The 24,452-nt window shown below is 73.0% G+C and carries 16 protein-coding genes; 4 read left to right on the top strand and 12 right to left on the bottom strand.

The features are described 5' to 3' along the window. Window positions 1-7: 7 nt before the first annotated feature. The 8 genes from HGK68_RS14365 to HGK68_RS14330 form a co-directional block, all read right to left on the bottom strand. Window positions 8-2,581, bottom strand: coding sequence for a LuxR C-terminal-related transcriptional regulator (locus tag HGK68_RS14365; protein ID WP_169166577.1), 2,574 nt, complete (start codon window positions 2,579-2,581; stop codon window positions 8-10). Next, the gene (locus HGK68_RS14360) at window positions 2,578-3,840 is read right to left on the bottom strand and encodes an MFS transporter (protein WP_169166576.1); all 1,263 of its coding nucleotides are present in this window, start codon (window positions 3,838-3,840) and stop codon (window positions 2,578-2,580) included. Before HGK68_RS14360 ends, HGK68_RS14365 begins: the two co-directional genes overlap by 4 nt. A gap of 149 nt (window positions 3,841-3,989) precedes the next feature. Beyond that, a complete protein-coding gene (locus HGK68_RS14355) occupies window positions 3,990-7,193 on the bottom strand; it encodes an Ig-like domain-containing protein (protein WP_169166575.1) in 3,204 nt (1,067 codons plus the stop codon). A 192-nt stretch (window positions 7,194-7,385) separates the two neighbouring features. Further along, a complete protein-coding gene (trmB, locus tag HGK68_RS14350) occupies window positions 7,386-8,135 on the bottom strand; it encodes a tRNA (guanosine(46)-N7)-methyltransferase TrmB (RefSeq protein ID WP_246260407.1) in 750 nt (249 codons plus the stop codon). A 23-nt stretch (window positions 8,136-8,158) separates the two neighbouring features. Further along, complete coding sequence (locus HGK68_RS14345) at window positions 8,159-8,923, bottom strand: VOC family protein (protein WP_169166574.1); 765 nt, start codon at window positions 8,921-8,923, stop codon at window positions 8,159-8,161. 98 nt (window positions 8,924-9,021) lie between these two features. Then, window positions 9,022-10,428, bottom strand: coding sequence for a UDP-glucose dehydrogenase family protein (locus tag HGK68_RS14340; RefSeq protein WP_169166573.1), 1,407 nt, complete (start codon window positions 10,426-10,428; stop codon window positions 9,022-9,024). A 44-nt stretch (window positions 10,429-10,472) separates the two neighbouring features. Then, window positions 10,473-12,239 carry a glycoside hydrolase family 26 protein gene (locus HGK68_RS14335; RefSeq protein WP_246260406.1) on the bottom strand — a complete coding sequence of 589 codons (1,767 nt, stop codon included), beginning with the start codon at window positions 12,237-12,239 and terminating at the stop codon, window positions 10,473-10,475. Continuing rightward, window positions 12,232-13,806, bottom strand: coding sequence for a glycosyltransferase family 2 protein (locus tag HGK68_RS14330; RefSeq protein ID WP_169166572.1), 1,575 nt, complete (start codon window positions 13,804-13,806; stop codon window positions 12,232-12,234). Before HGK68_RS14330 ends, HGK68_RS14335 begins: the two co-directional genes overlap by 8 nt. 563 nt (window positions 13,807-14,369) lie before the next feature. Here HGK68_RS14330 and clpB point away from each other — a divergent pair. After that, complete coding sequence (gene clpB, locus HGK68_RS14325) at window positions 14,370-16,982, top strand: ATP-dependent chaperone ClpB (protein ID WP_169166571.1); 2,613 nt, start codon at window positions 14,370-14,372, stop codon at window positions 16,980-16,982. A gap of 34 nt (window positions 16,983-17,016) precedes the next feature. Next, window positions 17,017-17,697: a DedA family protein gene (locus tag HGK68_RS14320; protein ID WP_246260405.1), complete on the top strand. Its 681-nt coding sequence runs from the start codon at window positions 17,017-17,019 to the stop codon at window positions 17,695-17,697. 11 nt (window positions 17,698-17,708) lie between these two features. Here HGK68_RS14320 and HGK68_RS14315 read toward each other — a convergent pair whose 3' ends face one another. Further along, window positions 17,709-18,797, bottom strand: a complete 1,089-nt coding sequence (locus tag HGK68_RS14315; protein WP_169166569.1) for an FAD-dependent oxidoreductase — start codon at window positions 18,795-18,797, stop codon at window positions 17,709-17,711. A gap of 325 nt (window positions 18,798-19,122) precedes the next feature. Next, window positions 19,123-21,366, bottom strand: a complete 2,244-nt coding sequence (locus tag HGK68_RS14310) for a glycoside hydrolase family 3 C-terminal domain-containing protein (protein WP_169166568.1) — start codon at window positions 21,364-21,366, stop codon at window positions 19,123-19,125. 141 nt (window positions 21,367-21,507) lie between these two features. On the opposite strand from HGK68_RS14310, the gene HGK68_RS14305 reads away from it, so the two are divergent. Beyond that, window positions 21,508-22,107 (top strand): TetR/AcrR family transcriptional regulator, encoded by a 600-nt coding sequence (locus HGK68_RS14305; RefSeq protein WP_216859260.1) that lies wholly within the window; start codon window positions 21,508-21,510, stop codon window positions 22,105-22,107. A 21-nt stretch (window positions 22,108-22,128) separates the two neighbouring features. Here the strand turns inward: HGK68_RS14305 and HGK68_RS14300 are convergent, their stop codons facing one another. Together HGK68_RS14300 and HGK68_RS14295 are read right to left on the bottom strand one after the other, a co-directional pair. Further along, window positions 22,129-22,812, bottom strand: coding sequence for a DUF4190 domain-containing protein (locus tag HGK68_RS14300; RefSeq protein WP_169166566.1), 684 nt, complete (start codon window positions 22,810-22,812; stop codon window positions 22,129-22,131). Continuing rightward, entirely contained in the window at window positions 22,812-23,609 is a 798-nt protein-coding gene (locus tag HGK68_RS14295; protein WP_169166565.1) for an exodeoxyribonuclease III, read from the bottom strand. Before HGK68_RS14295 ends, HGK68_RS14300 begins: the two co-directional genes overlap by 1 nt. A 59-nt stretch (window positions 23,610-23,668) precedes the next feature. On the opposite strand from HGK68_RS14295, the gene HGK68_RS14290 reads away from it, so the two are divergent. Beyond that, window positions 23,669-24,439 carry an SDR family NAD(P)-dependent oxidoreductase gene (locus HGK68_RS14290; protein ID WP_169166564.1) on the top strand — a complete coding sequence of 257 codons (771 nt, stop codon included), beginning with the start codon at window positions 23,669-23,671 and terminating at the stop codon, window positions 24,437-24,439. The last annotated feature ends 13 nt before the right edge of the window (window positions 24,440-24,452 follow it).

Genomic DNA, 24,452 nt, shown 5'->3' with positions numbered 1-24,452 from the left:
AACCTGGTCAGAGCAGCCCGAGCTCGCGGGCCCGGGCCAGCGCGTCCACCCGGCGGCGCACGCCGAGTTTGCGGTAGGTCGAGCGCACCTGGGACTTGACCGTGTTGAGGGAGACGTGCAGCCGGGCTGCCACCTCCGCGAGGTTGGTGTCGTCCGCCAGCGCGCCCAGCACGACGAGTTCGCGCTCGGTGAGGTCGACGGCGTCCCGGGCATCGGGGATCACCGCCGGCACCGACCCGGTCCGGGCCAGGAAGGCGTCGACGTCGGGGTCGGCGAGCCCGGCGGCGAGCTCGCGCACCGCCGTCCGCTCCTCGGTCGACAGCAGGATCCAGCCGGTCGCGGAGCCGCCGTGCGCGACGACCGCCGCAGCCTCCTGGAGCGCTCGCGCGGCTGGTGCCCGCGCCCCGTGCCGAACCGACGCGGCGGCCAGGAGCAGTCGTCGAGCGACCTGCAGGCGCGGCCCCTCGTCCGGCAGGTCGGGCGCCGCCACCAGGGCCAGGGCGTCCTCGGGCCGCCCGGTCGACAGCAGCAGCCGCGCCCGGGCCACCCGCGCGCTGGGCTGGGTGGACGGGACCGGTTGCAGCATCGCCAGGCCGCCCTCGGCCTGCCCACCGGCCAGGGCGAGCAGCGAGCGCGCGGCGATCAGGCGTGCCCGCCAGGCCGAGGTCATCGGCGAGCGGCGGCCGCGCCGCATCCGCTGGTCGAGGGCCTCGGTGCCGGACACCAGCCGACCCCGGAGCAGATCGACCGTGGCCTGCACCTCGGCGAAGGCCGGCCAGAACTCGTTGGTGCGCAGCTCGGTCGCCATCCCGCGCAGCAGAGCATCGGCCCGGTCGAGGTCGCCGTCCTCGACCGCGAGGTGCAGGCGCGCCAGGTCCAGGGTGGAACGCCGGTAGGCGGTCTCCGGTCGGGCGGGTGGCTCGATCGGCTCGGCGACCCGCAGGTGGTGCCGGGCGGCGACCAGGTCACCGTGAGCGGCGCTCAGACCTGCCAACAGGCTGTAGGTGCTGAACTCGGCCAGCGAACCGGTGGCGGAGTGCGGCAGCGCCGCCTCGATCGTCCGCAGTCCGTGGTCGATGTCCCCGCCGCTGATCAGACTGATCCCGAGCTGGCGGTGCATCAGCCCGCGCAGGACGTCGACGGTGCCGTCGCTGCCCGGCGGGACCTGCGCCAGGTGGTCGAGCGCGGAGAGCGCGGCGGTGCGGGCGCGGCCGCCTCGGCCGAGCAGCCGTGCCGCGAGGCTCTCCCCGGTGCGCAGCACCGCCCGCTCCGCCGGCGTCGCACGGGGCAGGTGGTAGACGGTGGCGACCGCGGCGATGCCGAACCACTCCAGCGCCTTCACCCGATGCTCCGGGCGGGTGTTGTAGAGCAGGGCCAACAGCAGGGTCAGCTGCGGGCTGCGGCTGAGCGCGGTGATCGGCAGCGACTCCAGGACCCGGATGGTCTCCGCCGCGTCCCGGACCTGCCCGGTGCCCCAGATCCGCAGCACCGTGGTCTGCAGCAGCTCCACGTCCCGAAGCTCCGCCGCCGCGTGCAGCGCCGGGTACAACGTGTGAGTGGACAGCCCCCAGGCGGTCACCGCGCGCAGCAGCGCGTCCACGGATCGTGGCTCGGCCCGGTCCAGATCGGCGCGCAGCGCGGCGCGGACGACCGGGGTGAGCACGAAGGCGTCGTCGTACCAGGTGCCGAGTCCGTCGGCCTCCAGTGCCGTGAGCACGTCGGCTCCGCCCGGGCCGGCCAGGGTGACGGCCAGGCGTGGGGTGACCGCCTCGGTGACGGACAGCCGTCGGGCCGCCTGGAGGTAGGCGTCGTCCTGGTGGTCCACCAGCGCCGGGACCACTCCGCGGGCCGCGAGCCGGGCCAGATCGTCCGCGCCGGCGGTGCGCAGGTCGGTGCCGCCCCGGGCCGCCCCGATGGCCACCGCGCGCACGGCGAGCGCCAGCCCGTGGGTGGCGGTGCGCACCCGGTCGGCGACACCGGAGTCGATCAGGGGATCGACGCCGGCGGCCCGCAGCATCGCGGCGGTGGCGGCCGTGTCCAGCGTCAGGTCGGTGGGGCCGACCTCGGTGACATCCAGGGACAGCGCGGCGGCACCGATCAGGTGGGCAGGATTGCGGCGGGTCGCGACCGCGACGTGCAGGCGGTCGATCCGGCGCAGCATCCGCACCAGGCGGTTGTCGACCGTGGGCGAGGAGAGGCGGTCGTAGCCGTCGATCACCAGGACCACCGGTGCCGTCAGCCGGTGCAGGTCGTCCAGGATCGCGTCGTCGGCGTGGCCACGCCGGTCGGTCGGTGCCGCGGCGTCCTCAGGCAGCAGCCCGGTGGTGAGCAGGGCCTGCTGCACCCGCCACCACAACCCCTCGCCGGATGGTGCGGAGGCGGTGTCCAGCCAGATCACCGGTCGGTCGGCCGGGAGCACGGTGCGTGCCCACCAGGCCAGGAACTGCGACTTGCCCGCGCCCGCCGGGCCGTGCACCACCAGCAGCGCCGCGTCGCCGGTCGACTCCGCGGCGCTGGCGACGTGCCACGACGGCAGCCGGGGCACGCCGTGGCGCACCGAGGCGGTGGGAAGGGCGGTCACGGCACGAACCTCCTGGCGACGAACAGGGTGAGACCGGCCGCCACGGCGCCGAGGGCCGGAAGCGTCGGGTGCAGGCCGTAGGCGGTGGTGCCCACCAGCGGCCCCAGCATGAAGGTCCCGGCGTTCACCGCGTTGACCACACCCGCGACGTCGCCCTGGGTCTCCGGTCCGACCGCCGCTGCCGCCGCCGCGGTGCACCCGGCGGCGGCGGCCCCGACCCCGGCACCGAAGAGCAGCGCGACGGCCATCAGCACGGGTGCCGGGACCGGCAGGGCGTAGACCACCAGCACCGGGACGATCACGATGCCACCGACGAGCATCCACCGCCGCGGTGGCCAGGCCAACCGGGGGACCAGCACCCCCTGGGCGAGCACCGATCCGAGCCCGGCCATCAGCAGCAGCGTGCCGGTGAGGGCGGTGGCGCGTTCCGCGGCGAGCGCGTACCGGTCCTGCACCAGGAAGCCCACCGTGCTCTGCACCAGCGACAGGGCGAGGAAGACGGCGGCGGAGGACACCAGCGCGCCGCGGATCGCCGGGCCACGCAGGCTGACGCCACGCGCGGGCGGGAGCTCGGGTGCGCGGTCGGGTGGGGGATCGGTCCACCCGGCCTCGGGGCCCGGGATGCCGCGACGGCGGACTGCCCCGCCGAACCCGACAGCGGCGGCGGCCAACACCGCAGCCGCCGCCAGCACCGGCAGGGCGACGGCGACGGCACCGAGGCCCGCCGCCAGCCCGGCACCGACGGCGGTGCCCACCCCGCGGGCGGCACCGCCTCGGGCGATCCACGCCACCCGGCGCACGTCATCGGCCCCGGCGACCAGGAACGCCTGGACCGCGGGTCCGACGGCCGCCGCCGCGACACCGAAGATCACGCCGCGGGCGACCAGCAGCACCGCCCACGCGATCCCCGGTGGCAGGGCCTCGGCGGCGACGACGGCCGCGAGCATCAGCGTGCTCGCCACTCCAGCGGCGGCACCGGTCAGCACGACCGGCAGCGGCCCGCGCCGGTCGGCGGCCCGCCCCCAGGACCGGCTGGTCAGCACGACCACCACGGCCGACAGCGAGGTCACCGCACCCGCCTGCCAGTCGGCCAGCCCCAGGGTGCGGGACAACGCGGGCAGCACCGCGGCGGTCGCCACCTGGACCACCGAGACGGCCATCACCGTGGCCAGTGCGGTGGTCGCCACCATCGGGGACGCGCCCGACCGGCGGTCGGAGGAGACGGCGCTCGACATCGGGCGCTCGGGACTCAGCGGCACGACCTCGAGCATACCGAGCGGCATCGAGCCGGTCGGGCCCACGACCGGCGTCCTGACCGGGCGGTCGACCCGCGACGGCCCGGAAGGGGACAGCCAGGAGGCCCCGGTGCGCCGCATGCACCGGGGCCTCCTGGGTCGAGGGGCGCGGATCAGCTCCGCGCGCTCCGACGGCGCCATGCGATCAGGCCTGCGCCGAGGAGCAGCAGTACCGCCGCCGCTCCGGCAAGACCGGCCGCCTCGCCACCGGTCACCGCCAGGCCGACCGGGCCGGCCGCTGGGGCCGCCGGTGCCGTCGGTGCCGTGGGTGCCGGCGGGGCCACCTGCGGCGCCTGGTAGGTGATGACGACCCGGGCGGTGGTCGGGTTCCCGGCCACATCGAGCACCTGGTAGCCGATCGGGTCCGGGTCACCGGTGAAACCGGCCGCCGGGGTGAAGGTGATGGCACCGGTCCGCGGGTCGACCGTCCAGACACCCTGGCCCGCGACGGCCAGCTCGGTCACGAGCTCACCGTTCGGGCCGATCAGCCGGACGCTGGTGGGATCGAGCGCCCCCCGGTCGTTGCCCAGCACGTCCACGGTCACGGCGGTGCCGCGTGCGTTGTCCCGATCCGCGTCGTCCGCGGCCTGCGGCAGGTAGGTGACCACGACCAGCGCCGATGCCGTGTCACCCGCGGTGGTCGCGATCTCGTAGGTCACCGGGGTGGGGTGACCGGCGTAGCCGTCCTCCGGGGTGAAGGTGATCGCACCGGTGACCGGGTCGACGGTCCAGGTGCCCTCGCCGGGCACCCGCAGGTGGGTGACCCGCTCACCGGAGGGCGAGATCAGCCGCACGCTGGTGGGGTCGAGGTCCCCGGTGTCGTTGCCCATGACCGGCACCGTGACCGGGTCGCCGATCGTCAGCCCGGTGCGCACGTCGTCGGTGGCCAGCGGGAGGTAGGTCACCAGCACCTGCGCGGTGACCGTGTCACCGGTGCTGTCGGTGACCTGGTAGCGGACCGGCGTCGGGTTCAGCACGAACCCGTCCTGCGGGATGAATGTCACCACACCGGTCTGGACGTCGACGGTCCACACGCCCTCGCCCGGCACGGTGAGGTCGGTGACGGGCTGACCCGAACCGTCCAGCAGCCGCACTGTGGTCGGGTCCATGTCCCCGGTGTCGTTGGCCAGCACGTCGACCGGGACGGGCTGCCCCACCGTGTTGCCGCGCGAGGCGTCGTCCGCGGCGTCGGGCAGGTAGCCGACCGTGATGACGGCGCCGACGGTGTCCCCGGTGGTGTCGGTCACCTGGTAGCCGACCGGCGTCGGGTCGACCAGGAATCCGGCCTCCGGGGTGAAGGTCACGTGGCCGGTGGTGGTGTCCACGGTCCAGGTGCCCTCGCCGGGGACGTCGAGCCGGGTGACCGGTGCACCGTCGGCGGTGAGCAGGCGGACGCTGGTCGGGTCCAGGTCACCGGTGTCGTTGCCGAGCACGTCCAGGACGACGACCTCGCCGATCGCGTTGCCGAGGTCGCTGTCGTCGGCCGCGGCCGGCACGTAGTCGACCGTGACGGTGGCCGTGGCGGTCAGGCCGTTGGTGTCGCTCACCCGATAGTCGACCGGCGTCGGGTCGACCAGGAACCCGGGCTCCGGGGTGAAGGTCACGTGGCCGGTGGTGGTGTCCACGGTCCAGGTGCCCTCGCCCGGGACGACCAGGGAGGTGACCCAGTCGCCGGCCGGGTCGCGCAGCACCACGGAGCTCGGATCGAGGTCGGCGCTGGTGCCGGCGTCGTTGGCGAGCAGATCCACCGTGACGGCGGTACCGATCGTGTTGCCGGTGTCGGTGTCGTCGGTCGCAGTCGGCGGGCCGATCACGGTGACGGTGGAGGTCGCGGTGTTGTCGCCCGGCTCCCCCCGGTCCACGACGGATCCGGTGTTCGCCAGGACGGCGCCCGGTGCTTCGGTCACGGACTGGGTGTAGACCACGGTCAGGGACTCGCCGACGTCCAACCCCCGGCTGCCCGAGGCGTCCCCGCCCAGCAGGGCGAACGGACGCGCGCACTCCAGGGCGGCCGGCACCGCCTCACCGACGGCGGCGTTGCAGGTGAGGGCGCCGCGCTCGAAGGCGTCGTTGCTGCCACCGGCCGTGGTGAGGGAGGTGAGGGTCGCCGGTGCCGCGCCCGGCAGGGTGTCCCGCAGGGTCACGACGTCACCGCGGGTCATGGCCTGGGGGCCGTTGTTGGTGACGGTGACGGTCCAGGTGAGCAGGTCGCCCGAGATCGCGGTTCCGGTGGTGGCGGCTGCGCCGTCCTCGACCGCCACCGTCTTGGTCACGGCCAGGTCGTAGTCGCACTCCACCCAGTCGAGCACGATCGAGCCCGCCGCGCCGGTGCCGGTCCCGGTGACCCGGCCGACGGCCGTGGCGGAGATGTCGGTCGCGGAGTCGGCCACGAAGCTGGACCCGCCACCGCCGCCACCACCGGCCACCGTGTTCCTGACCGTGCCGCTGCCGTCCGGCTCGGTGTTCTTGATCACCGTCGAGGCGCCACCGCCACCGCCGGCGAAGCCGCCACCGCCACCGCCGCCCGCGTCGTAGTTCGGGTCGGGCGCGCCGGCGCCGCCGGTCCGGTCAACGCCCGGCAGCCCGTTGAGGCTGGCGTCGGTGCTGTGCACACCACCCGCGCCGCCGGTCTGGGTGCCTCCGGCGCCGCCACCCACGATGATGGGCTGCTGGGCGGCCGTCAGGCCCTCGTAGCCGTCGGTGCCGGGCGCGCCGGCCGCGGTCTGTCCGGCCGCGGTGGGAAGCCCCGCGTCGCCGCCGAATCCGTCGCTGGAGGTCGAGTGACCGCCGCCGGATCCACCGCCGCCGCCGGCGAGCACCACCAGGTCCCCGTCGATCAGCAGCTCGCTGTACCCGCCACCACCGGCGCCGCCGTGATCCTCCTGGGCCGAACCGCCCGCGCCACCGCCGTTGGCGCCACCGGCGCCACCCGACTTCGCGGAGTTCTGCCGCCCGCCGCCACCGACAGCGCCGCCGACGGACATGCCCGGCACGACGTCGAAGGTCGCCACGATGCTGGCGCCGCCACCGTTCGCACCCCGGCCGTCGGCACCCGCGGCGGACCGGCCGCCCGCCCCGCCGATCACCGTGGCCCGCACAGCGCAGACCCCGTCCGGGACGACACCCGAGACCGGACCGACCCCGAAGCTGGTGGTCGATGCGGCGGGCGCCGGGTCGGCGAGGGCCACCGGGGCGAGCGCGACCGGGGCCAGCCCCGCGGTCAGCACCGCCAGCGTGGTGATGCCGGCGAGCGCGGCCCGTCGTGACGCCCCGCGGCGCTGCGGTCGGGGCACGTCACCCCGGCCGGCGAGGGGCATGGTTCTGTCCAGCACGAATGTCCTCCCAGAGAGTCGAGCGGGCCGGCCGTGTCGCACGGTGGCCGTGGCCTCGCGGAGGGCACCCGCCCTCGCATCCCTGGGAGCCTGCGGGACGATTGGTGACGATTCGGGCGGTCGGTGGGGATTTCACACCGGGTCTCACCCTCTGCCGGTGTCGCGCCCGGTCGCGGGTCAGTCCGCCCGACGCACCGCCAGCAGATCCCGGATCACCCGTCCCGCCTCCACCCCGCGCTGCTCGAACCGGGTCACCGGCCGGGCGGCCATCCGGGGCGCGTACCCGCCGTGCGGGAGGTCCAGCCCCGGGTCGGCGCTGAGCACCTCGAGCATCTGCTCGGCGTACGGCTCCCAGTCGGTGGCGCAGTGCAGGGTGCCGCCGGGCCGCAGTCGGGAGCGGATCAGCGCGACGTGGTCCGGGGCGATGATCCGGCGCTTGTGGTGGCGGGACTTCGGCCACGGGTCGGGGAAGAAGACGTGCACCGCGTCCAGGCTGTCCGGGGCGATGCGGGTGCGCAGCAGGTCCAGGGCGTCGCCGTGGGCGAGGCGGACGTTGCCCAGGTCGGCGTCCTCGATCAACCCCAGCAGGTGGGCGATGCCGGGCAGGTGCACCTCGACCGCGAGGTAGTCGCGGTCCCGGTCGGCGGCGGCCATCGCAGCGGTGGCGTCACCCATCCCCGAGCCGATCTCGACCACCAGGGGCGCTTGGCGACCGAAGAGGGTCACCGTGTCCAGGGTGCCGTCGGCGGTGAGCGGCGGCAGGCCGAGTTCGGGGTCATGGACGGACACCCCGTAGCGGGGCCACAGGCGCTCCAGCGCCCCGGTCCGCCGCACCCCCATCGGCGCGCGTCGCGGGTGGAACGTCCGCAGGGGTGCGTCCCGCAGCTGCGGCGCCGGATGGAAGTCCGACCCAGGAACGTTCTGCACGGGGTCGAGGGTAGCCCGGCGACTCAGCCCTCCGGTGCGGTCGACATCACGTAGAACCGCTCGCCGAACGGACCCACGATCCCGGCGATCCGGCCGTAGTCGGTGTCCTGCGGCTCGTGGTGCACCGATCCGCCCAGCTGCTGGGCCTGCGCGATCGCCCCATCGGTGTCGGCGACGGCGAAGGTGACCACCCAGCGGGCGATCTCGGAGCCGCCGCCCATCCCGCCGATCGGATCGTCGCCGAGGCTGAAGGTGGCGTACGCGAAGCCCTCGGCGCTCATGTCGTCGTACTGGTAGCCGAACAGCGTCCGGTAGAAGTCCTGAGCCGCCGAGAGCTCGGGTGACATGTGCTCGTTCCAGATCATCGCCCCGGGCTCGTTCACCACCTGCGCGCCGATGTCCGAGTGCGGCTGCCACAGCGCGAAGACCGCGCCGAACGGGTCGGCGATCACCGCGAGCACACCGAACTCCATCACCGACATGGGTGCCAGCAGCACCTGGGCCCCGGCGGCGGCGGCGCGGCTGGCGGCGGCGGTGGCGTCGTCCGTGCTGATGTGGGTGAGCCAGTGCGGCGGCGAGGCCGGTGCGTCGGCCATCGGTGGGTTGAAGGCCGCGGCGGGCCGACCGTGCAGCAGTGCGGTGGTGTAGTGGTTCATCTCTGCCGGGCCGCGGTCGAAGGTCCAGCCGAACAGCGGACCGTAGAACGCCTCCGCGGCATCCAGATCGGGGGCATTCAGCTCGGCGAAGGACGGCGTGCCTTCGGGCCAGGGCAGGTCGCGCACGGACATGACGCTCTCCTCCAGCGGTGGACGGTGACGCCGCCCATCACAGCACCGTGGGGGTCGGGTCGCCTCCCGATCCGGGCGACCCGACCCCCACCTGCGGCTCAGGCCGCGGCGCCGACGTTCCTGCCCAGCCCGGCGAACTCCCAGCCCGCGGACTGCCAGGTCCGCGGGTCCAGCTTGCCGCGGGCGTCGATCACCCGCGGGGCGCTGGTGAGCGGGGCGAGGACGGAGGGGTCGGCGGTGGTGAACTGGTCCCACTCGGTGAGCACCAGCACGACGTCGGTGCCCTCCACCGCCTCCTCCACGCTGGTGGCGTAGGACAGGGTCGGGAACGACCGTCGCGCGGTGTCACCGGCCTCCGGGTCGAAGACGGTGACCTGGGCACCGCGCAGGTGCAGGGCGGCGGCGACATTGAGCGCGGGGGAGTCCCGCACATCGTCGGTGTGCGGCTTGAAGGCGGCGCCCAGCACTCCGATCCGCCGGTTGAGCACCGATCCGCCGCAGGCCTGCACCGCCAGGTCGAGCACCCGCTCGCGCTGGCCCATGTTGATCTCGTCCACCTGCTGCAGCAGCGCCGACGCCCGGTAGGCGCCGAGCTCGTTGGCCCGGTGCATCAGGGCGCGGATGTCCTTGGGCAGGCAGCCACCGCCGAAGCCCAGCCCGGCGTCCAGGAACTGCCGGCCGATCCGCACGTCGTGACCGAGGGCGTCGGCGAGCACCGTGACATCGGCCCCGGCCGCCTCGCACACCCCGGAGATCGCGTTGATGAAGCTGATCTTGGTGGCCAGGAAGGCATTGGCGGAGACCTTGACCAGCTCGGCGGTGGGCAGGTCGGTCACCACGACCGGGGTGCCCTCGCTGATCGGTCCGGCGTAGACCTCACGCAGGGTCGCCTCCGCGGCGGGGCTGGTGCCGCCGAGCACGATCCGGTCCGGGTGCAGGGTGTCCTGCACCGCTTTTCCCTCGCGCAGGAACTCCGGGTTCCAGACCAGTTCGGCCCGCAGCCCCCGGGGCACCTCGGCGGCGATCAGCTCCCGCAGCCGGGCGGCGGTGCCGACCGGGACGGTGGACTTGCCCACGATCAGCGCGTCCTTGGTCAGATTCCGGGCGATGGTGGTCGCGGCGGATTCGACGTAGGACAGGTTCGCGGCGTGCGAGGTCTTCTGCTGCGGGGTGCCCACGCAGATGAAATGCACATCGCCCCAGGCGGCAGCCGCGGCCAGGTCGGTGGTGAACCGGATCCGGCCGGTGTCCAGGTGCTTGGTGAGCAGGGGGTCGAGTCCCGGCTCGTAGAACGGGACCTTGCCCGCGGCCAGGGCGTCGACCTTCCCCTGGTCGGTGTCGGCACCCAGCACCTCGAAGCCGAGCTCGGCCATCGCGACGGCGTGGGTGGCGCCGAGGTACCCGGTGCCGAACACCGCGATCCTGGTGCCGGTCGGGGTGGGGGCCGGGTCGGCGGCGGGCTCGGTGACGGAGAGTTCGGCGGCGCTCAGGAACTGGTCGTTCATGACGGACTCCTCAGGATGGCGGGGATTGCGGCGGCTGCGGCGGTTCACTCGGTGGCTCCGGTGGCTCCGGTGGCTCCGGTGGCACTGGGTGCTGGGCTCGGGGTCGGCTCGGGGGCGACCGTGGGTGCGGGCGTCGCCTCCGGCGTGGCAGTGGGCGTGGGCTCGGGTGCTGCGGGGGTCGGGGACGGCTCGGCGGTGGTCGCGGGTGCCGGGGCGGTGAGGAGCGCCTGTGCGGGGGTGGTCGCAGCAGGTGCGTCCACCACGGCGCCCCCGAAGTTCCGCGCCGGGTCCGCCACCCCCTCCGCGAACGCCGCGAGCGAGTTCGCCCGGGAGTCGACCCGCCAGTCGTTGGTCGACAGCTGACCCTCGACATAGGTGGTCACGGCGAGGTTGAACCAGGCGAAGCCGATCACGTCGTCGTTCGCACCCGGGTCGAAGCCCTGGAAGAACGACCGGACCCAGGCGGGTTTGGTGCCCCCGGTCTCGGACGCCCCGACCTCGGCCAGGATGATCTTCTTGTCGGTCAGCTCGCGGAGCTGATCGAGGGTGCGGTCGTAGGTGTAGCCGAAGGTGGCGTTGTTGTCGGCCTTGTACGGCGGGCGCTGGTAGCCGGACACCCCGACCCAGTCGACGTAGTCGTCCCCGGGGTACAGGCCCCGCAGGGTGTCCAGCCCCTGCTTCGCCGCGGGCAGGTTGTTCACGATGTTCGGCGCCCAGACCCAGATCACGTAGTCGTTCGCGCCGTTCGCCTCGAAGATGTCGTGCACGTGCTGCCACATGGCCACGAAGTCCCCGGGGGAGTTGCCGTTGATGGAGGCACCGGAACCGGTGGTCTCCGCCCACGGGTACCAGACGCCGTTCATCTCGTGGTCCAGCCGGATCGCCAGGGGCAGGCCGGTGGCCACGATGTCCTGGGCGTACCGGGTCAGGTAGGCGTCGAACTCCCCGCCGATGATCTTCGGCAGGGTGTAGTCGGGCTCGACGACCACGTCGTTCTTGGCGGCGATCGGCCGCGACTCCCAGGTCAGCATCGGCAGCAGCCCGCGATCCCAGGCCCGGGTGACGGCATTCGCCCGGTAGTCCTGATCCCAGCCGCCGAAGTAGCCGACCAGGTTCTGGCTGCGCCCCACGGCGCTCGCGGCGTCGTCGAAGGTGGCCCAGTTGAAGGGTGCCTGGGTGGTGTACATCCCGAAGTACCGGGTGCTCGGGTTCAGCAGTTCGCTCTTGCTGGGGGCCGAGGGCGTGGTCTCCGGCGGCGGGGCGTTCGGCTCGGTCGGCTGGGGCGCCTGCGGGTTGGCGGCGCCCGCGGCACTGCCCGGCGCGGGGGCGGGCGCCGTGGTGGCGGGCGGGGTGGTGGTGGTGCCGCCACGTCGCGGGGCGCTCGACCCCTGACGTGCCGACGACCCGGACGACCCTGACGAGCCGGAGGCAGCGGGCGTGTCGGAGGATCCGGCCGCCTCCCGCGCCGCGCGGTCCTGTTCGCCCTTCTGCCGGGCGGCCTGCTCGGCGGCGACCACGCCGCGCAGCGACTCGGATTGGGAGCGCGAGGTGTCCAGCTCGTCCTGCAACCGCTGGTTCTCGGCCAACAGCTCCTGCTCCCGGGCGGTGAGCTGCGGGTCGGCCGGTTCGCCGGTGACGATCTGGGAGACGGTCGGCAGGTTCCAGACCACCAGGGTGATCGCCAGCAGTGCGGCGACGATCGAGGCGGTGGCGATCCGGGCCTTGGTGGTCATCCGGCCCATCGACGGCGTCCACCAGGCATGCCCGGGGGAGCCACCGGTGCCGGTGAGCTTGATCGGGGAATCAGACATAGAGGGTGGCCTCCAGCGCGAAGATCACCACGGCGATGCCGTAGGGGATGGCGGCGAGCGGATTGAGTCGACAGCGCTGCGGGGCCGGCGCGGGGGCCGGGGTCCGGGTGGCGCGTCGGGTCGGGGCGGTCCGGGTCTCGGTCGCGAGGACACCCGCCGGCCCGGCGGCGTGGGACGCATGGGTGCCGCCCGCCGGACCCGAACTGTGCTGGCTGCCGGAGCGGTCGACCACGTCGACCGGCGCCGGGCGGCTCATCAGCTCCAGCTCGGCGAGCAGCTCCTCGTCCCGCTCGGGGGTGAGGTCGTCGGTGGCCGGGTCACCACCGGCGTAGGCACCGGCCCGGGTGCCCCAGCCGGAGGCGTGCGCCATCCGCAGGAACCCGAGCAGGCGCACCGGCATCAGGAAGAAGGTCGACACGATGATAAACACCGGCAGCCGGAAGAAGTCGCCGGGCACCTCCTGCAGGTGGCGGATCTGCCGGATCGCCATGGACAGCACCGAGGAGGTCACCATCAGCGCGATCACCCAGAACCACCCGGCCTGCGCCCCGTAGGCCTCCAGCACCGCCTGGTAGAGGTTGACCCCGGTGCCGCTGACCGCCCGGTAGATCCAGCCCGCGATGGTGCCGACCAGCAGGAACGGCAACAGGATGTCGGTCAGGAAGAACACCGCCAGGATCGGGGCGTGCCCGAGCATCCACGGGAGCATCCGCAGGGTGTTGTACTGGCTGCCCCGCGCCCAGCGCAGCTGCTGCTTGAACAGCTTGCGCACCTCCAGCGGGGCATCGGTGTAGACCAGCGAGGTGTGCTGGTAGACGGTGCGGTAGCCCGCCTTCAGGGTGAGGTTCGTCAGGGTGCGGTCGTCGCTGACCTCCAGGAACACGCCCATGAACCGCTGGGTCATGAAGTCGTGCATCACCTGGGTCAGGATCGTGCGGCGGAACGCGATGGTCCGGCCGGGCAGGCAGCCGACCTGGCCGAGCACCGACTGCGCGGGCATCGAGTACAGCGACCGGGAGTTCTCCAGCCAGTCCGCCCAGCGGGTGATCCAGGACCGGGTGGGTTCGAGGATGCGCTGCCGGGTGGTGACGCCGCCGATCTTCGGGTCGGCGAAGGGCTTGATCAGCTCGCGCAGGGTGCCCGGCGTCCACACGGTGTCCGAGTCGAGCAGCACGGTGATGTCGAAGCGGGACAGCTCGGTGCCGATCTTCACGGCGTTGCGCTTGCCCGGGATCGGGGTGTGCACCCAGCGGACCAGCGGCGCGAACTCGTCGCAGACCGCCTCCAGCCCGGGGTTGGGCTTGCCGTTGATGACGACGATGACCTCGTCCGGGTGCTGTTCGGTCACCCGGGTGAGGACGTCGCGGAACAGGTCGAGCGGTTCGTCGACCACCGGCACGACGACGCTGGTCGTCTCGTGGTGGTCCTCGATGTACGGGCGGTAGCGGCGGGAGAGTGCGACCTTCACCAGCCACAACACCCAGACCAGGGCGGAGAACACGGTGAACAGGTACAGCTCGGCCTGAGCGTCCAGCATGTGCCGGATCTGCAGGATGAAGATGAACATGGACGTCACCTCGTCGGCTGTCGGAGCGATGGGCTCGGAGGATGCCGTCGGCGACGTTGACGCGGCGCGGGATGCGCTGCCCGGGGATGTCGGCTGGCTGCCGACGTCGTTCCGGGGGAGCTGCTCTGTGACTGGGTCCGGCTGACTGTCACCCGTTCAGGTGAACGGTGCGAGATCGGGAGGAGCGGCTTCTTCGCTCGGGGGCGAGGTGGCAAGACTGTGCCGAGCCTGTGCGCCAAGGCAATCGAAGGCGGCCGTTTGTGAGATGTATCACAGAAGCACAACCCGGTTTGTCCGGAAATGTCGCCCCTGAAGACGCCGGAATCGGGCATAGCGCCGGGGCGCGGCCGGAGGTGCGATCACACTCGACACCTGTCATACGCGTCGATGACACGTGTCAACTCCGGGGCGGTCGGCCCACCTGGATGACCGGGCGCCGGCTTGCGGTTTCCCGCCCGTCGACCCAGGTCGCTTTCCGTTCGACGGCCAGGGTTGAGCGGAATAGACTCAACTTCGTCCAGGTTGTGACCGGCAGCAGCTACTCACGCATGGAGGGACCCCCGTTGGACGCGAAGTTCACCACCAAATCGCAGGAAGCCGTCGGCGACGCCGTGCAGCAGGCGACCGCCGCAGGAAACCCGCAGATCGAGCCCGCTCATCTGCTGAACGCACTGCTGCAGCAGGAGGGTGGTGTCGCCAACGGACTGCTGGACGCGGTCGGCGTCGACCGTCAGGCACTCGGCCGCTCGGTGCGTGCCGTGCTGGTCGGTCTGCCCAGCGCCACCGGCTCCACCGCCACGCCGCCCACCGCCTCCCGGGCGATGGCCACCGTGCTGACCGCCGCCTCGGACGAGGCCCGCAGCCTCGGTGATGACTACGTCTCCACGGAGCACCTGCTCATCGGGCTGGCCGCCGGACAGACCGGGGTCGCCGACGCGCTCCGCGCCCAGGGTGCCTCGCGGGACGCCCTGCTCGCCGCCCTGCCGTCCGTGCGGGGCAACGCGAAGGTGAGCAGCCCCAACCCGGAGGGCACCTACAAGGCACTGGAGCAGTACGGTGTCGACCTGACCCGGCGCGCCGACGAGGGCAAGCTCGACCCGGTGATCGGCCGGGACTCGGAGATCCGCCGGGTGATCCAGGTGCTGTCCCGCCGGACCAAGAACAACCCGGTGCTGATCGGTGAGCCCGGTGTCGGCAAGACCGCCGTGGTCGAGGGCCTGGCGCAGCGGATCGTCGCCGGTGACGTGCCCGAGTCCCTGCGCGGCAAGCGGCTGATCTCGCTGGACCTGGCGGCGATGGTGGCCGGCGCCAAGTACCGCGGCGAGTTCGAGGAACGGCTCAAGGCCGTGCTGGAGGAGATCACCTCCTCCGACGGCGAGATCGTCACCTTCATCGACGAGCTGCACACCGTCGTCGGCGCCGGAGCCGGTGGCGAAGGTGCGATGGACGCCGGGAACATGCTCAAGCCGATGCTGGCCCGCGGTGAGCTGCGCCTGGTCGGCGCCACCACGCTGGACGAGTACCGGGAGCGGATCGAGAAGGACCCCGCCCTGGAACGCCGGTTCCAGCAGGTCTTCGTGGGCGAGCCGAGCGTCGAGGACACCGTGGCGATCCTGCGCGGTCTGAAGGAGCGGTACGAGGCGCACCACAAGGTGACCATCTCGGACGCCGCCCTGGTCGCCGCCGCCGGGCTGTCCGACCGCTACATCACCGGTCGTCAGCTGCCCGACAAGGCGATCGACCTGGTCGACGAGGCGGCATCCCGGCTGCGGATGGAGCTGGACTCCTCGCCGGTCGAGGTGGACGAGCTGCAGCGTGCCGTCACCCGACTGGAGATGGAGGAACTGGTCCTCTCCGAGTCCGACGACCCGGCCAGCCAGGAGCGTCTGGAGAAGCTGCGCGCCGATCTGGCCGACCGCCGCGAGGAACTGGCCGGACTGACCGCACGCTGGGAGCAGGAGAAGGCCGGGCACAACCTGGTCGGCGACCTGAAGGCGAAGCTGGACGAGCTGCGATCCGCCGCCGACCGGGCGCAGCGCGAGGGTGACCTCGCCGCCGCCGGTCGACTGCTCTACGGCGAGATCCCGGAGGTGGAGAAGCAGATCGCCGCCGCCGAGTCCGCCGAGGCCGAGCAGCCCACGGCGTCGACGGTGCCGATGATCGCGGAGAAGGTCGGACCGGACGAGATCGCCGAGGTGGTCGCCGCCTGGACCGGCATCCCCGCCGGGCGGCTGCTGGAAGGCGAGACCGCCAAGCTGCTCCGGATGGAGGAGGTGCTCGGCGAGCGACTCATCGGCCAGCAGCAGGCGGTCGCCGCGGTCTCCGACGCGGTGCGTCGCGCCCGGGCCGGCATCTCCGACCCGGATCGTCCGACCGGATCGTTCCTGTTCCTCGGCCCCACCGGTGTCGGCAAGACCGAGCTGGCCAAGGCGCTGGCCGACTTCCTGTTCGACGACGAGCGCGCCATGGTCCGGATCGACATGTCCGAATACGCCGAGCGGCACGCGGTCGCCCGGCTGATCGGGGCCCCGCCCGGGTACGTCGGCTACGAGGAGGGCGGCCAGCTCACCGAGGCGGTGCGGCGCCGGCCCTACTCGGTGCTGCTGCTGGACGAGGTGGAGAAGGCACACCCGGAGGTCTTCGACATCCTGCTGCAGGTGCTGGACGACGGTCGGCTGACCGACGGTCAGGGCCGCACGGTCGACTTCCGGAACGTCATCCTGATCCTGACCTCCAACCTCGGCTCGCAGTTCCTGGCGGACCCGATGCTGGAGCAGTCGGCGAAGGAGGACGCGGTGATGGGCGTGGTCCGGCAGCAGTTCAAGCCGGAGTTCCTGAACCGGTTGGACGACGTCGTGATGTTCCAGCCGCTCACCCTGGCCGAGATCACCGAGATCGTCGACCTGCAGGTGGCGGCGCTCGCGGCCCGACTGCGCGACCGTCGACTGCACCTCGAGGTCACCCCGGCCGCCCGCGAATGGCTGGCGATCGAGGGCTTCGACCCGGCCTACGGCGCCCGGCCGCTGCGGCGCCTGGTGCAGCGCGAGATCGGCGACCGACTGGCCCGACTGCTGCTCGCCGGGCAGGTGCACGACGGCGACACCGTCCGGGTCGACCGGCCGATCGGCGAGGTGACCGGGCTGGAGCTGACCCGTGTGGAGCCGGTGAACGACTGAGCGGACGGCCACCGGCCGTGTGAGGATGCCGGAGATGAATCCGACCCTCGCGCTGGCCGGTGGCCCCGCCCTGTCCGTGACCACTGCCGCGACGGGCGGCGCCGAACTCACCGGCCTGGCCGGCTGGGTGGTGAGCGTGGTCGAGACGCTCGGCCCGATCGGCGTCGGCCTACTGGTCGCGCTGGAGAACCTGTTCCCGCCAATCCCCTCCGAGGTGGTGCTCCCGGTCGCCGGGTACGTCGCCTCCCAGGGCCACATGTCGCTGGCCTGGGCGATCATCGGCGCCACCGCCGGTGCGGTGCTCGGAGCCTGGGCGCTGTACGCGCTCGGCGCCTGGTTCGGCCGGGACCGGCTGCGACGCTGGCTGGACCGGATGCCGCTGATGGAGGTCGAGGACCTGGATAAGGCGGAGGCCTGGTTCACCCGGCACGGCGGAGCGGCAGTGCTGATCGGTCGCTGCGTGCCGGTGGTCCGCTCGCTGGTGTCGATCCCGGCCGGGCTGGAGAAGATGCCGCTCGGCAAGTTCCTGCTCTACACCACGATCGGTTCCGCGGTGTGGAACAGTGCCCTGGTCACGGCCGGCTACGTGCTCGGCGCCCAGTGGGAGAACGTCGGGCACTATTCCGACTACATCAACTACACCGTGTACGCGGTGATCGTGATCCTGCTGGCCAAGTTCGTGATCGGGCGGCTGCGCAAGCGCCGCGCCGCCTGAGATACACCCGATCAGACCTGGCCGAACAGCTCCGCGATGTCGGTGCTGAACAGGTCCTGGCCCTTGATCCGGCTGGTCTCCTCGGCGCCCAGGATCCGCCGCTGACCCGCCTGGTCGACGACCTGCGACGCCCCACCGGTGCTGCCCAGGGGGAGCACGATCATCTCCGGCGCGGGCGCGTAGGTGGCGGTCGGCCGCTCCCCGGCGATCATCGCCCGCAGGTTGGCCGCCACCACGTCGGCGTGCGCCCGGGCGGCGGATGCCCGCTTCGACTCCGGAACGTCGGTGAGGTCGCCGACCGCGAAGACCGTGGGCTGGCCGTGCACCTGCAACGTCGGCTCGACCCGGAGCTGACCCAACCCGGTGCGCTCGGCGGCCAGCGGTCCGGCCAGGTAGTCGGACTCCGCGCGGTTGCCGTAGCAGCGGAACCACATCTGGGCCTCGATCTTGCGCCCGTCCTCGGTGTCCACCGCGAAGGGCTCGTGGACGCCGACGTCGACCGGCGGCAGGTACCCCAGTCGGGTGCCGAACACGAAGTCCACCCCGTCGAGCTGTTCGTGCACCGCCGACCGCAGCTCCGGCAGGTACTCACCGGTGCTCAGCGCGTCCTCGGCCTGGTCCACCACGGTGATCTTCACCGCCGGGAACTGCTCCCGCAGCTCTCCGACCAGCTCGAGTCCGACCGGTCCGGCGCCGACGATCAGCACCCGGTCGGCGGCCGCGAGGCCCTCGCGCATCCGGGCCAGCCGGGCGCGGGCCACCGTCGTCTCCGACTCCAGGAACTTCGCCGGGAACGGGTAGGCGGCGCCGGTGGCCAGCACCAGGTAATCGGCCTCGACGGTGCGGCCGTCGGCGAGCTGCACCCGGCCCGGCAGAGCGCGCTCCACCCGCTGCTGCACGACCGTGCCGCGGGTCAACAGCCGGTCGTAGGGGACGAACACCCGCTCCTCCCACGCCGGGTCGACGGCACCGCGCAGGGCGGCGGAGGCGTGCACGAAGGCGTCCTTGGGCTCGATCAGCGTCACGTCGGCCACGTCGTCCAGCAGCGACGCCACCCGCGCCCCTCCGTAGCCGCCACCGACCACCACGACCTGCGTCATCACTCGTCGCCCCTCGTTCCGTCGGGCACCGGTCGCGCCCGCCAGGCTCACCCTGTCACGGCGCGCGGGGTGCTCCCAGGGGCAGTGGTCCCGGGTTCCGGGGTGACCCTCACCACCCGGCCCGGTGCCGGGGCGCCGCGCACGTCAAGGGCGGCCCCTGGCACCGCGCAGGTGACGGCCGCGACGGGCGCAGGCGAGCCGCTCGGTGCGGCGCCGAGGTCGGCACTTCCCGCCGTTCGTCGTGCGGGGAAGTGCCGACCTCGGGCTCGAAGTGCCGATCTCGGGCCGGGAGTGCCGATCTCGGGCCGGGAGTGCCGAGGTCGGGTCAGACCCGGGCGAGCAGCCCTTCCAGGCCGTCGGCGCCGGGGTCGACCATCCCGAAGCCGATCAGCGACCGGAGCGGGGCGTCACTGAGCATGGTGCCCATCTCCGACTCGGCCATGCCCTCCGGCAGCAGCGGGGTGAGCACCCGCGCGCCGGCGGGGTGGGCCAGCCACTCGGCGAAGCTGGACTCCGCGTCCAGCGGCAGCACGATCTCCTCACCGGTGACCGCGACCTCGGTGGTGGCGCGGATGTCCCGCGACGAGGCGCCGACCTCGATCACCGTGCGACCGCCGCCGACCACCCAGCGTCGCAGCCCGGGGTGCCAGTAGGACAGGTCGCGCCCGTCCAGCTCGATCTCCACCCGCTGGGAGGCGCCGGCTGCCAGCTCGACGGCGGCGAAGCCCTTCAGCTCGCGCACCGGGCGCAGCACCGCCGCCTCCGGGTCCCCGACGTAGACCTGCACGACCTCGGTGCCCGCACGCTCACCGGTGTTGGTCACCGTGACCGCCACCCGCACTGCGCTGTCGGCGCCGGCGCCGGTCACCTCGGCGGCCAGGTCGTCATAGCCGAAGCTGGTGTAGGACAGACCGTGGCCGAAGGGGTAGGCGACGTCGATCTTCCGGGTGTCGTACCAGCGGTAGCCGATGAGCACGCCCTCGCCGTAGCGGACCACCCCGTTGTCCCCGGGGAAGTTGCCGAAGGCCGGGGTGTCCTCCAGGCGGTGCGGGATGGTCTCCGCCAGGCGACCGGAGGGGTTGCGGACGCCGAGCAGCAGGTCGGCAGCGGCCGAGCCACCGGCCTGCCCGCCGAGCCAGCATTCCAGCACCGCGGCGGCGTGGTCCTGCCACTCCACCGTGACGGCGGAGCCGTTGGCCAGCACCACGACCACCCGCGCGTTGACCTCCGCCACCGCGCGCAGCACGGCCAGCTGGTTCGCGGGCAGGCTCAGGTGGGTGCGGTCGTACCCCTCGGACTCGTCCGGCGCGGGCAGGCCCAGGAACAGCAGCACGGTCCCGGCGTCCTTCGCGGCGTCGACCGCCTCGGCCAGCAGCGCGTCGTCGTCGGCGTCCTGCGACCCGGCGACACCGGCCACCGAGAACCCGGCGGCGAAGGGCAGCTCGGTGCCGGTGGCGGCACGCAGGGCGGTGAGGGCGTCGTCCAGTCGGGTCGGGTGGACCTGGGAGGATCCGGCGCCCTGGTAGCGCGGGGTGCGGGCGAACTCGCCGATCACCACCGCGGAGCGCGCGTCGTCGGTCGCCAGCGGCAGCACGCCGTCGTTCTTCAGCAGCACCGATCCGGCGGCGGCCGCCTCACGGGCCAGCTCGTGGTGGGCGTCGTGGTCGATCGTGCCGGGGTCGGCGAGGGCGGGCAGCGCGCGGGCGATCAGGGTGAGCACCCGGCGGGCGGCGACGTCCAGCACCTCCGGGTCCAGCGTCCCGTCCTGCACGGCCGCGACGATCTCGGCGTCGGTGCGCCCCCCGCTGGACGGCATCTCCAGGTCCATCCCGGCGACCAGACCCGGCACCCGCTGGTACACGGCGCCCCAGTCGGAGACGACCAGGCCCTCGAAGCCCCACTCGTCGCGGAGCACCTCGGTCAGCAGCCAGTGGTTCTGCGAGGCGTAGGTGCCGTTGATCTTGTTGTACGAGCACATCACCGTCCACGGCTGTGCCTGCTTCACCACCCGTTCGAAGGCGGGCAGGTAGATCTCCCGCAGGGTGCGCTCGTCGACCTCGGCGGAGACCCGCATCCGGTCCGACTCCTGGTTGTTCACCGCGAAGTGCTTGAGCGAGGTGCCCACGCCCTCGCTCTGCACGCCGGTCACCAGGGCGGCGCCGAGGTCACCGGCGAGCAGCGGGTCCTCGGCCAGGTACTCGAAGTTCCGCCCGCACAACGGCGACCGCTTCATGTTGATCCCCGGGCCGAGCAGCACCGCGACGTCGTTGCCACGGGTCTCCCGGCCGAGGGCGACGCCCACCCGGCGCAGCAGGTCGGGGTTCCAGGTGGAGCCGAGGGCGGCGGCCGGCGGGAAGCAGGTCGCCGGGACCGATTCGCCCAGCCCCAGGTGGTCCGCCGAGGTCGCCTGCTTGCGCAGTCCGTGCGGGCCGTCGGTCACCATCACCTTCGGCACGCCCAGGCGCTCGACGGCGTCGGTGTGCCAGAAGTCGGAGCCGGAGGTCAGCGCCGCCTTCTCCTCCAGGGTGAGCTCGGCCAGAACGCGCTCGACGTCGAAGACGTCGGTCATGGGGCACCTCCGCGTGCGACAGGCCCGGGGGTCCTCCGCCGGGCGATGGCATTAACCTACCGTCCGGTCGGTATTGTGACCAGCCGCCGTCGGCACCCAGGTGACACAATCGCCACGCGACCGTCGAGGAGAGGGACCCGAGTGAGCACCGAGACACTGCCGGGCTATGCCAAGGGCCGGGCCAAGAAGGCGGAGATCCTGGCTCAGGCGGTGGCGATCTTCGGAGAGTCCGGCTACCGGGGTGCCAGCCTGCGGGACATCGCGGCGCGGTGCGGCATCTCCCACCCGGGCCTGCTGCACCACTTCCCGACCAAGGAGGCGCTGCTGCTCGCGGTGCTGGAACAGCGGGACATCGCCGACCGGGAGCGGATGTCGGACCCGGGCGTCCGCGGGGTCGCGGCCCTGCGCCGGACCGTCGACCTGGTGCGGGTCAACACCGAGCGCCGCGGCATCGTCGAGCTGTTCGCCGTGGTCTCCGCCGAGGCGACCGCGAGCGATCACCCGGCACACGGCTACTTCGTCCAGCGCTACGACGACAGCGCGGAGGTCATCGCCCGTGCCTACCGGGAGGCCGCCGAGGACGGGCACCTGCGCGAGGGGGTGGACCCGATGACCGCCGCGCGGCAGCTGATCGCGGTGATGGACGGCATGCAGGTGCAGTGGCTGCTGTCCGACGGGGCGATCGACATGGTCGAGCCGGTGCACGCGCAGGTCCAGGCGAACCTGACCGTGCAGCTCTGACCGGACGCCACTGAGCCCCGGTCAGTGCATCTGGGACAGACCCCAGATCAGCCAGCCGAAGAAGGCCACGAAGGCGACCACTGCCAGGGTGCCGACCGCCCCCAGCACGATGCCGACGATCGCCAGCGCCCGGCCCTGCGCGCCCGAGGCGCGCACTCGGACCAGCGACCAGATGCCCAGGCCGACCGCGGCCGGTGAGGCGAGCAGGAACAGCGGGAAGATGAACGCGGCCAGGATCGCGCCACCGCCGGTCGAGATCGAGGCGATGGCCAGCCCGTCGTAGGGGGCGGCGTAGGGCTGCGCGTAGTACGCCTGCGGGGCGTAGGGCTGGGGATAGGTCGGAGGCTGAGGCTGCCATCCCGGTTGCGGGGCGGGGGGCTGACCGGCGCCGAGCTGCGGGTGGGCCGGTACTGCGTACCCGGGCGGGGCATAACCGGGCGGGGCGTACCCGGGCGGGGCGTACCCCGACGCTGCCGCTCCGGGCTGCATGACCGGCTGCTGCATGCCGGGCGGGGGCGGGACGGCCCCGGGCGGGGTGAAGCCCGGGTGCGGCGACTGGTGGTAGGGCGACTGCGGGAAGCTCGCCGGCGGGGGCGGTTGGTAGCCGGGCATGTCGGTGGCGTGGCCGCCCGGATCCGGGGCCGAGCCGGCGCCCGAGCCGTCACTGCCGCCCGAGCCGTGCCCGCCCATGCCGTCGTCGTCCATCAGGCGGCGTCCGCGATGTCCAGGACCACCGGCACGTGATCCGAGGGCCCCTTGCCCTTGCGCTCGTTCCGCTCGATGCTCACGTCGGTCACCCGCGCCGCCAGGGTCGGCGAGGCCCAGGTGAAGTCGATCCGCATGCCCTGGTTCTTGGGGAACCGCAGCTGCTGGTAGTCCCAGTAGGTGTAGGTGTGCTCGGCCGGGAGGTGCTCGCGGGAGACCTCGGTGTACCCGGCGGCGGCGAAGGCGGCGAATGCCTCCCGCTCGGCCGGGGTGACGTGGGTGCGTCCGGCGAAGACGTCGATGTCCCAGACGTCGGTGTCCAGCGGTGCCACGTTCCAGTCGCCGACCAGCGCCACCGGCAGCGCCGGGTCCTCGGTCAGCCAGCGCGCCGACTCGGTGCGCAGCGCCTCCAGCCAGCGCAGCTTGTAGTCGAAGTGCGGGTCTCCCAGCTCACGGCCGTTCGGGATGTAGAGGCTCCATACCCGCACACCGCCGCAGGACGCGCCGAGCGCCCGCGCCTCGGTGACCGGGTCCTCGCCCCAGCCGGGCTGGCCGTCGAAGGCGTGCTGCACGTCGTCGATCTCGACCCGGGAGGCGATCGCCACCCCGTTCCACTGGCTGAAGCCACTGGTCACCACCTGGTACCCGGCTGCCTCGAACGCCTCGCGCGGGAACTGCTCGTCCTTGCACTTGGTCTCCTGCATCGCCAGCACGTCGGTGCCGGTGCGGTCCAGGAAGGCGAGCACCCGGTCGACGCGGGTGCGGATCGAGTTCACGTTCCAGGTGGCGAGGCGCATGACCGGCACGCTACCCGGAACGCCCGACACGATGGGGCCGTCCCCGTAGGCTGACGCGCATGGGAACCGCACTCGTCACCGGGGCGTCCGCCGGGCTGGGCCTGGAGTTCGCCTGGCAGCTCGCCACCGCCCGTCACGACGTCGTCCTGGTCGCCCGGGACACCGAGCGCCTGGAGCGGTTGGCGGCCCAGCTGCGCGCCGCCGCCGGCATCCACGTCGAGGTGCTGCCGGCCGACCTCACCGACCGGGCCGACGTGGAGCGGGTCGCCGAGCGGCTGCGGGCCACGGAGCGGCCGGTCGGTCTGCTGGTTAACAACGCCGGGCTCGGCCTGCACCAACGATTCGTCACCGGTGACCTGGCCCGGGAGGAGGCGGCGCTCGACCTGATGGTGCGTGCGGTGCTGGTGCTGTCCCGGGCGGCCGCCGAGTCGATGGTCCGCCGGGGACGCGGCGCGATCCTGAACGTGGCCTCGGTGGCGGCGCTGACCACCAACGGCACCTACTCGGCGCACAAGGCATGGGTGCGCACCTTCACCGAGGGCCTGGCCGCCGAGCTGCACGGCACCGGTGTCACCGCGACCGCGCTCTGCCCCGGGCTGACCCACACCGAGTTCCACGAGCGCGCGGGTATCGACCAGCACGTCCCCGAGCTCGCGTGGCTGAGCGCCGAGCGGGTGGTCGCCACCGGGCTCGCCGACGTGCGCCGCGGTGCCGTCATCTCCACCCCGAGCCTGCGGTACCGCGCGGGATCGGCGCTGCTGCGGGTGCTGCCGCGCTCGGTCGTGCGCCGGTTCAACCAGCCGCGTCGGGTGCTCGGTTTCGACCAGTGACTACCCTGGCGGA

The organism is Cellulomonas taurus (genome assembly GCF_012931845.1).
GTDB lineage: Bacteria > Actinomycetota > Actinomycetes > Actinomycetales > Cellulomonadaceae > Cellulomonas > Cellulomonas taurus.
Note: the sequence above shows the minus strand (reverse complement) of the source record. Positions and strands in the feature narration are given on the sequence as shown.

Coding starts and splice junctions, on each gene's coding strand:
- HGK68_RS14355 (WP_169166575.1), bottom strand. CDS start 7,193: ATGCCCCTCGCCGGCCGGGGTGACGTGCCCCGACCGCAGCGCCGCGGG.
- HGK68_RS14345 (WP_169166574.1), bottom strand. CDS start 8,923: ATGTCCGTGCGCGACCTGCCCTGGCCCGAAGGCACGCCGTCCTTCGCC.
- HGK68_RS14340 (WP_169166573.1), bottom strand. CDS start 10,428: ATGAACGACCAGTTCCTGAGCGCCGCCGAACTCTCCGTCACCGAGCCC.
- HGK68_RS14335 (WP_246260406.1), bottom strand. CDS start 12,239: ATGTCTGATTCCCCGATCAAGCTCACCGGCACCGGTGGCTCCCCCGGG.
- HGK68_RS14330 (WP_169166572.1), bottom strand. CDS start 13,806: ATGTTCATCTTCATCCTGCAGATCCGGCACATGCTGGACGCTCAGGCC.
- HGK68_RS14320 (WP_246260405.1), top strand. CDS start 17,017: ATGAATCCGACCCTCGCGCTGGCCGGTGGCCCCGCCCTGTCCGTGACC.
- HGK68_RS14315 (WP_169166569.1), bottom strand. CDS start 18,797: ATGACGCAGGTCGTGGTGGTCGGTGGCGGCTACGGAGGGGCGCGGGTG.
- HGK68_RS14310 (WP_169166568.1), bottom strand. CDS start 21,366: ATGACCGACGTCTTCGACGTCGAGCGCGTTCTGGCCGAGCTCACCCTG.
- HGK68_RS14300 (WP_169166566.1), bottom strand. CDS start 22,812: ATGGACGACGACGGCATGGGCGGGCACGGCTCGGGCGGCAGTGACGGC.
- HGK68_RS14295 (WP_169166565.1), bottom strand. CDS start 23,609: ATGCGCCTCGCCACCTGGAACGTGAACTCGATCCGCACCCGCGTCGAC.
- HGK68_RS14290 (WP_169166564.1), top strand. CDS start 23,669: ATGGGAACCGCACTCGTCACCGGGGCGTCCGCCGGGCTGGGCCTGGAG.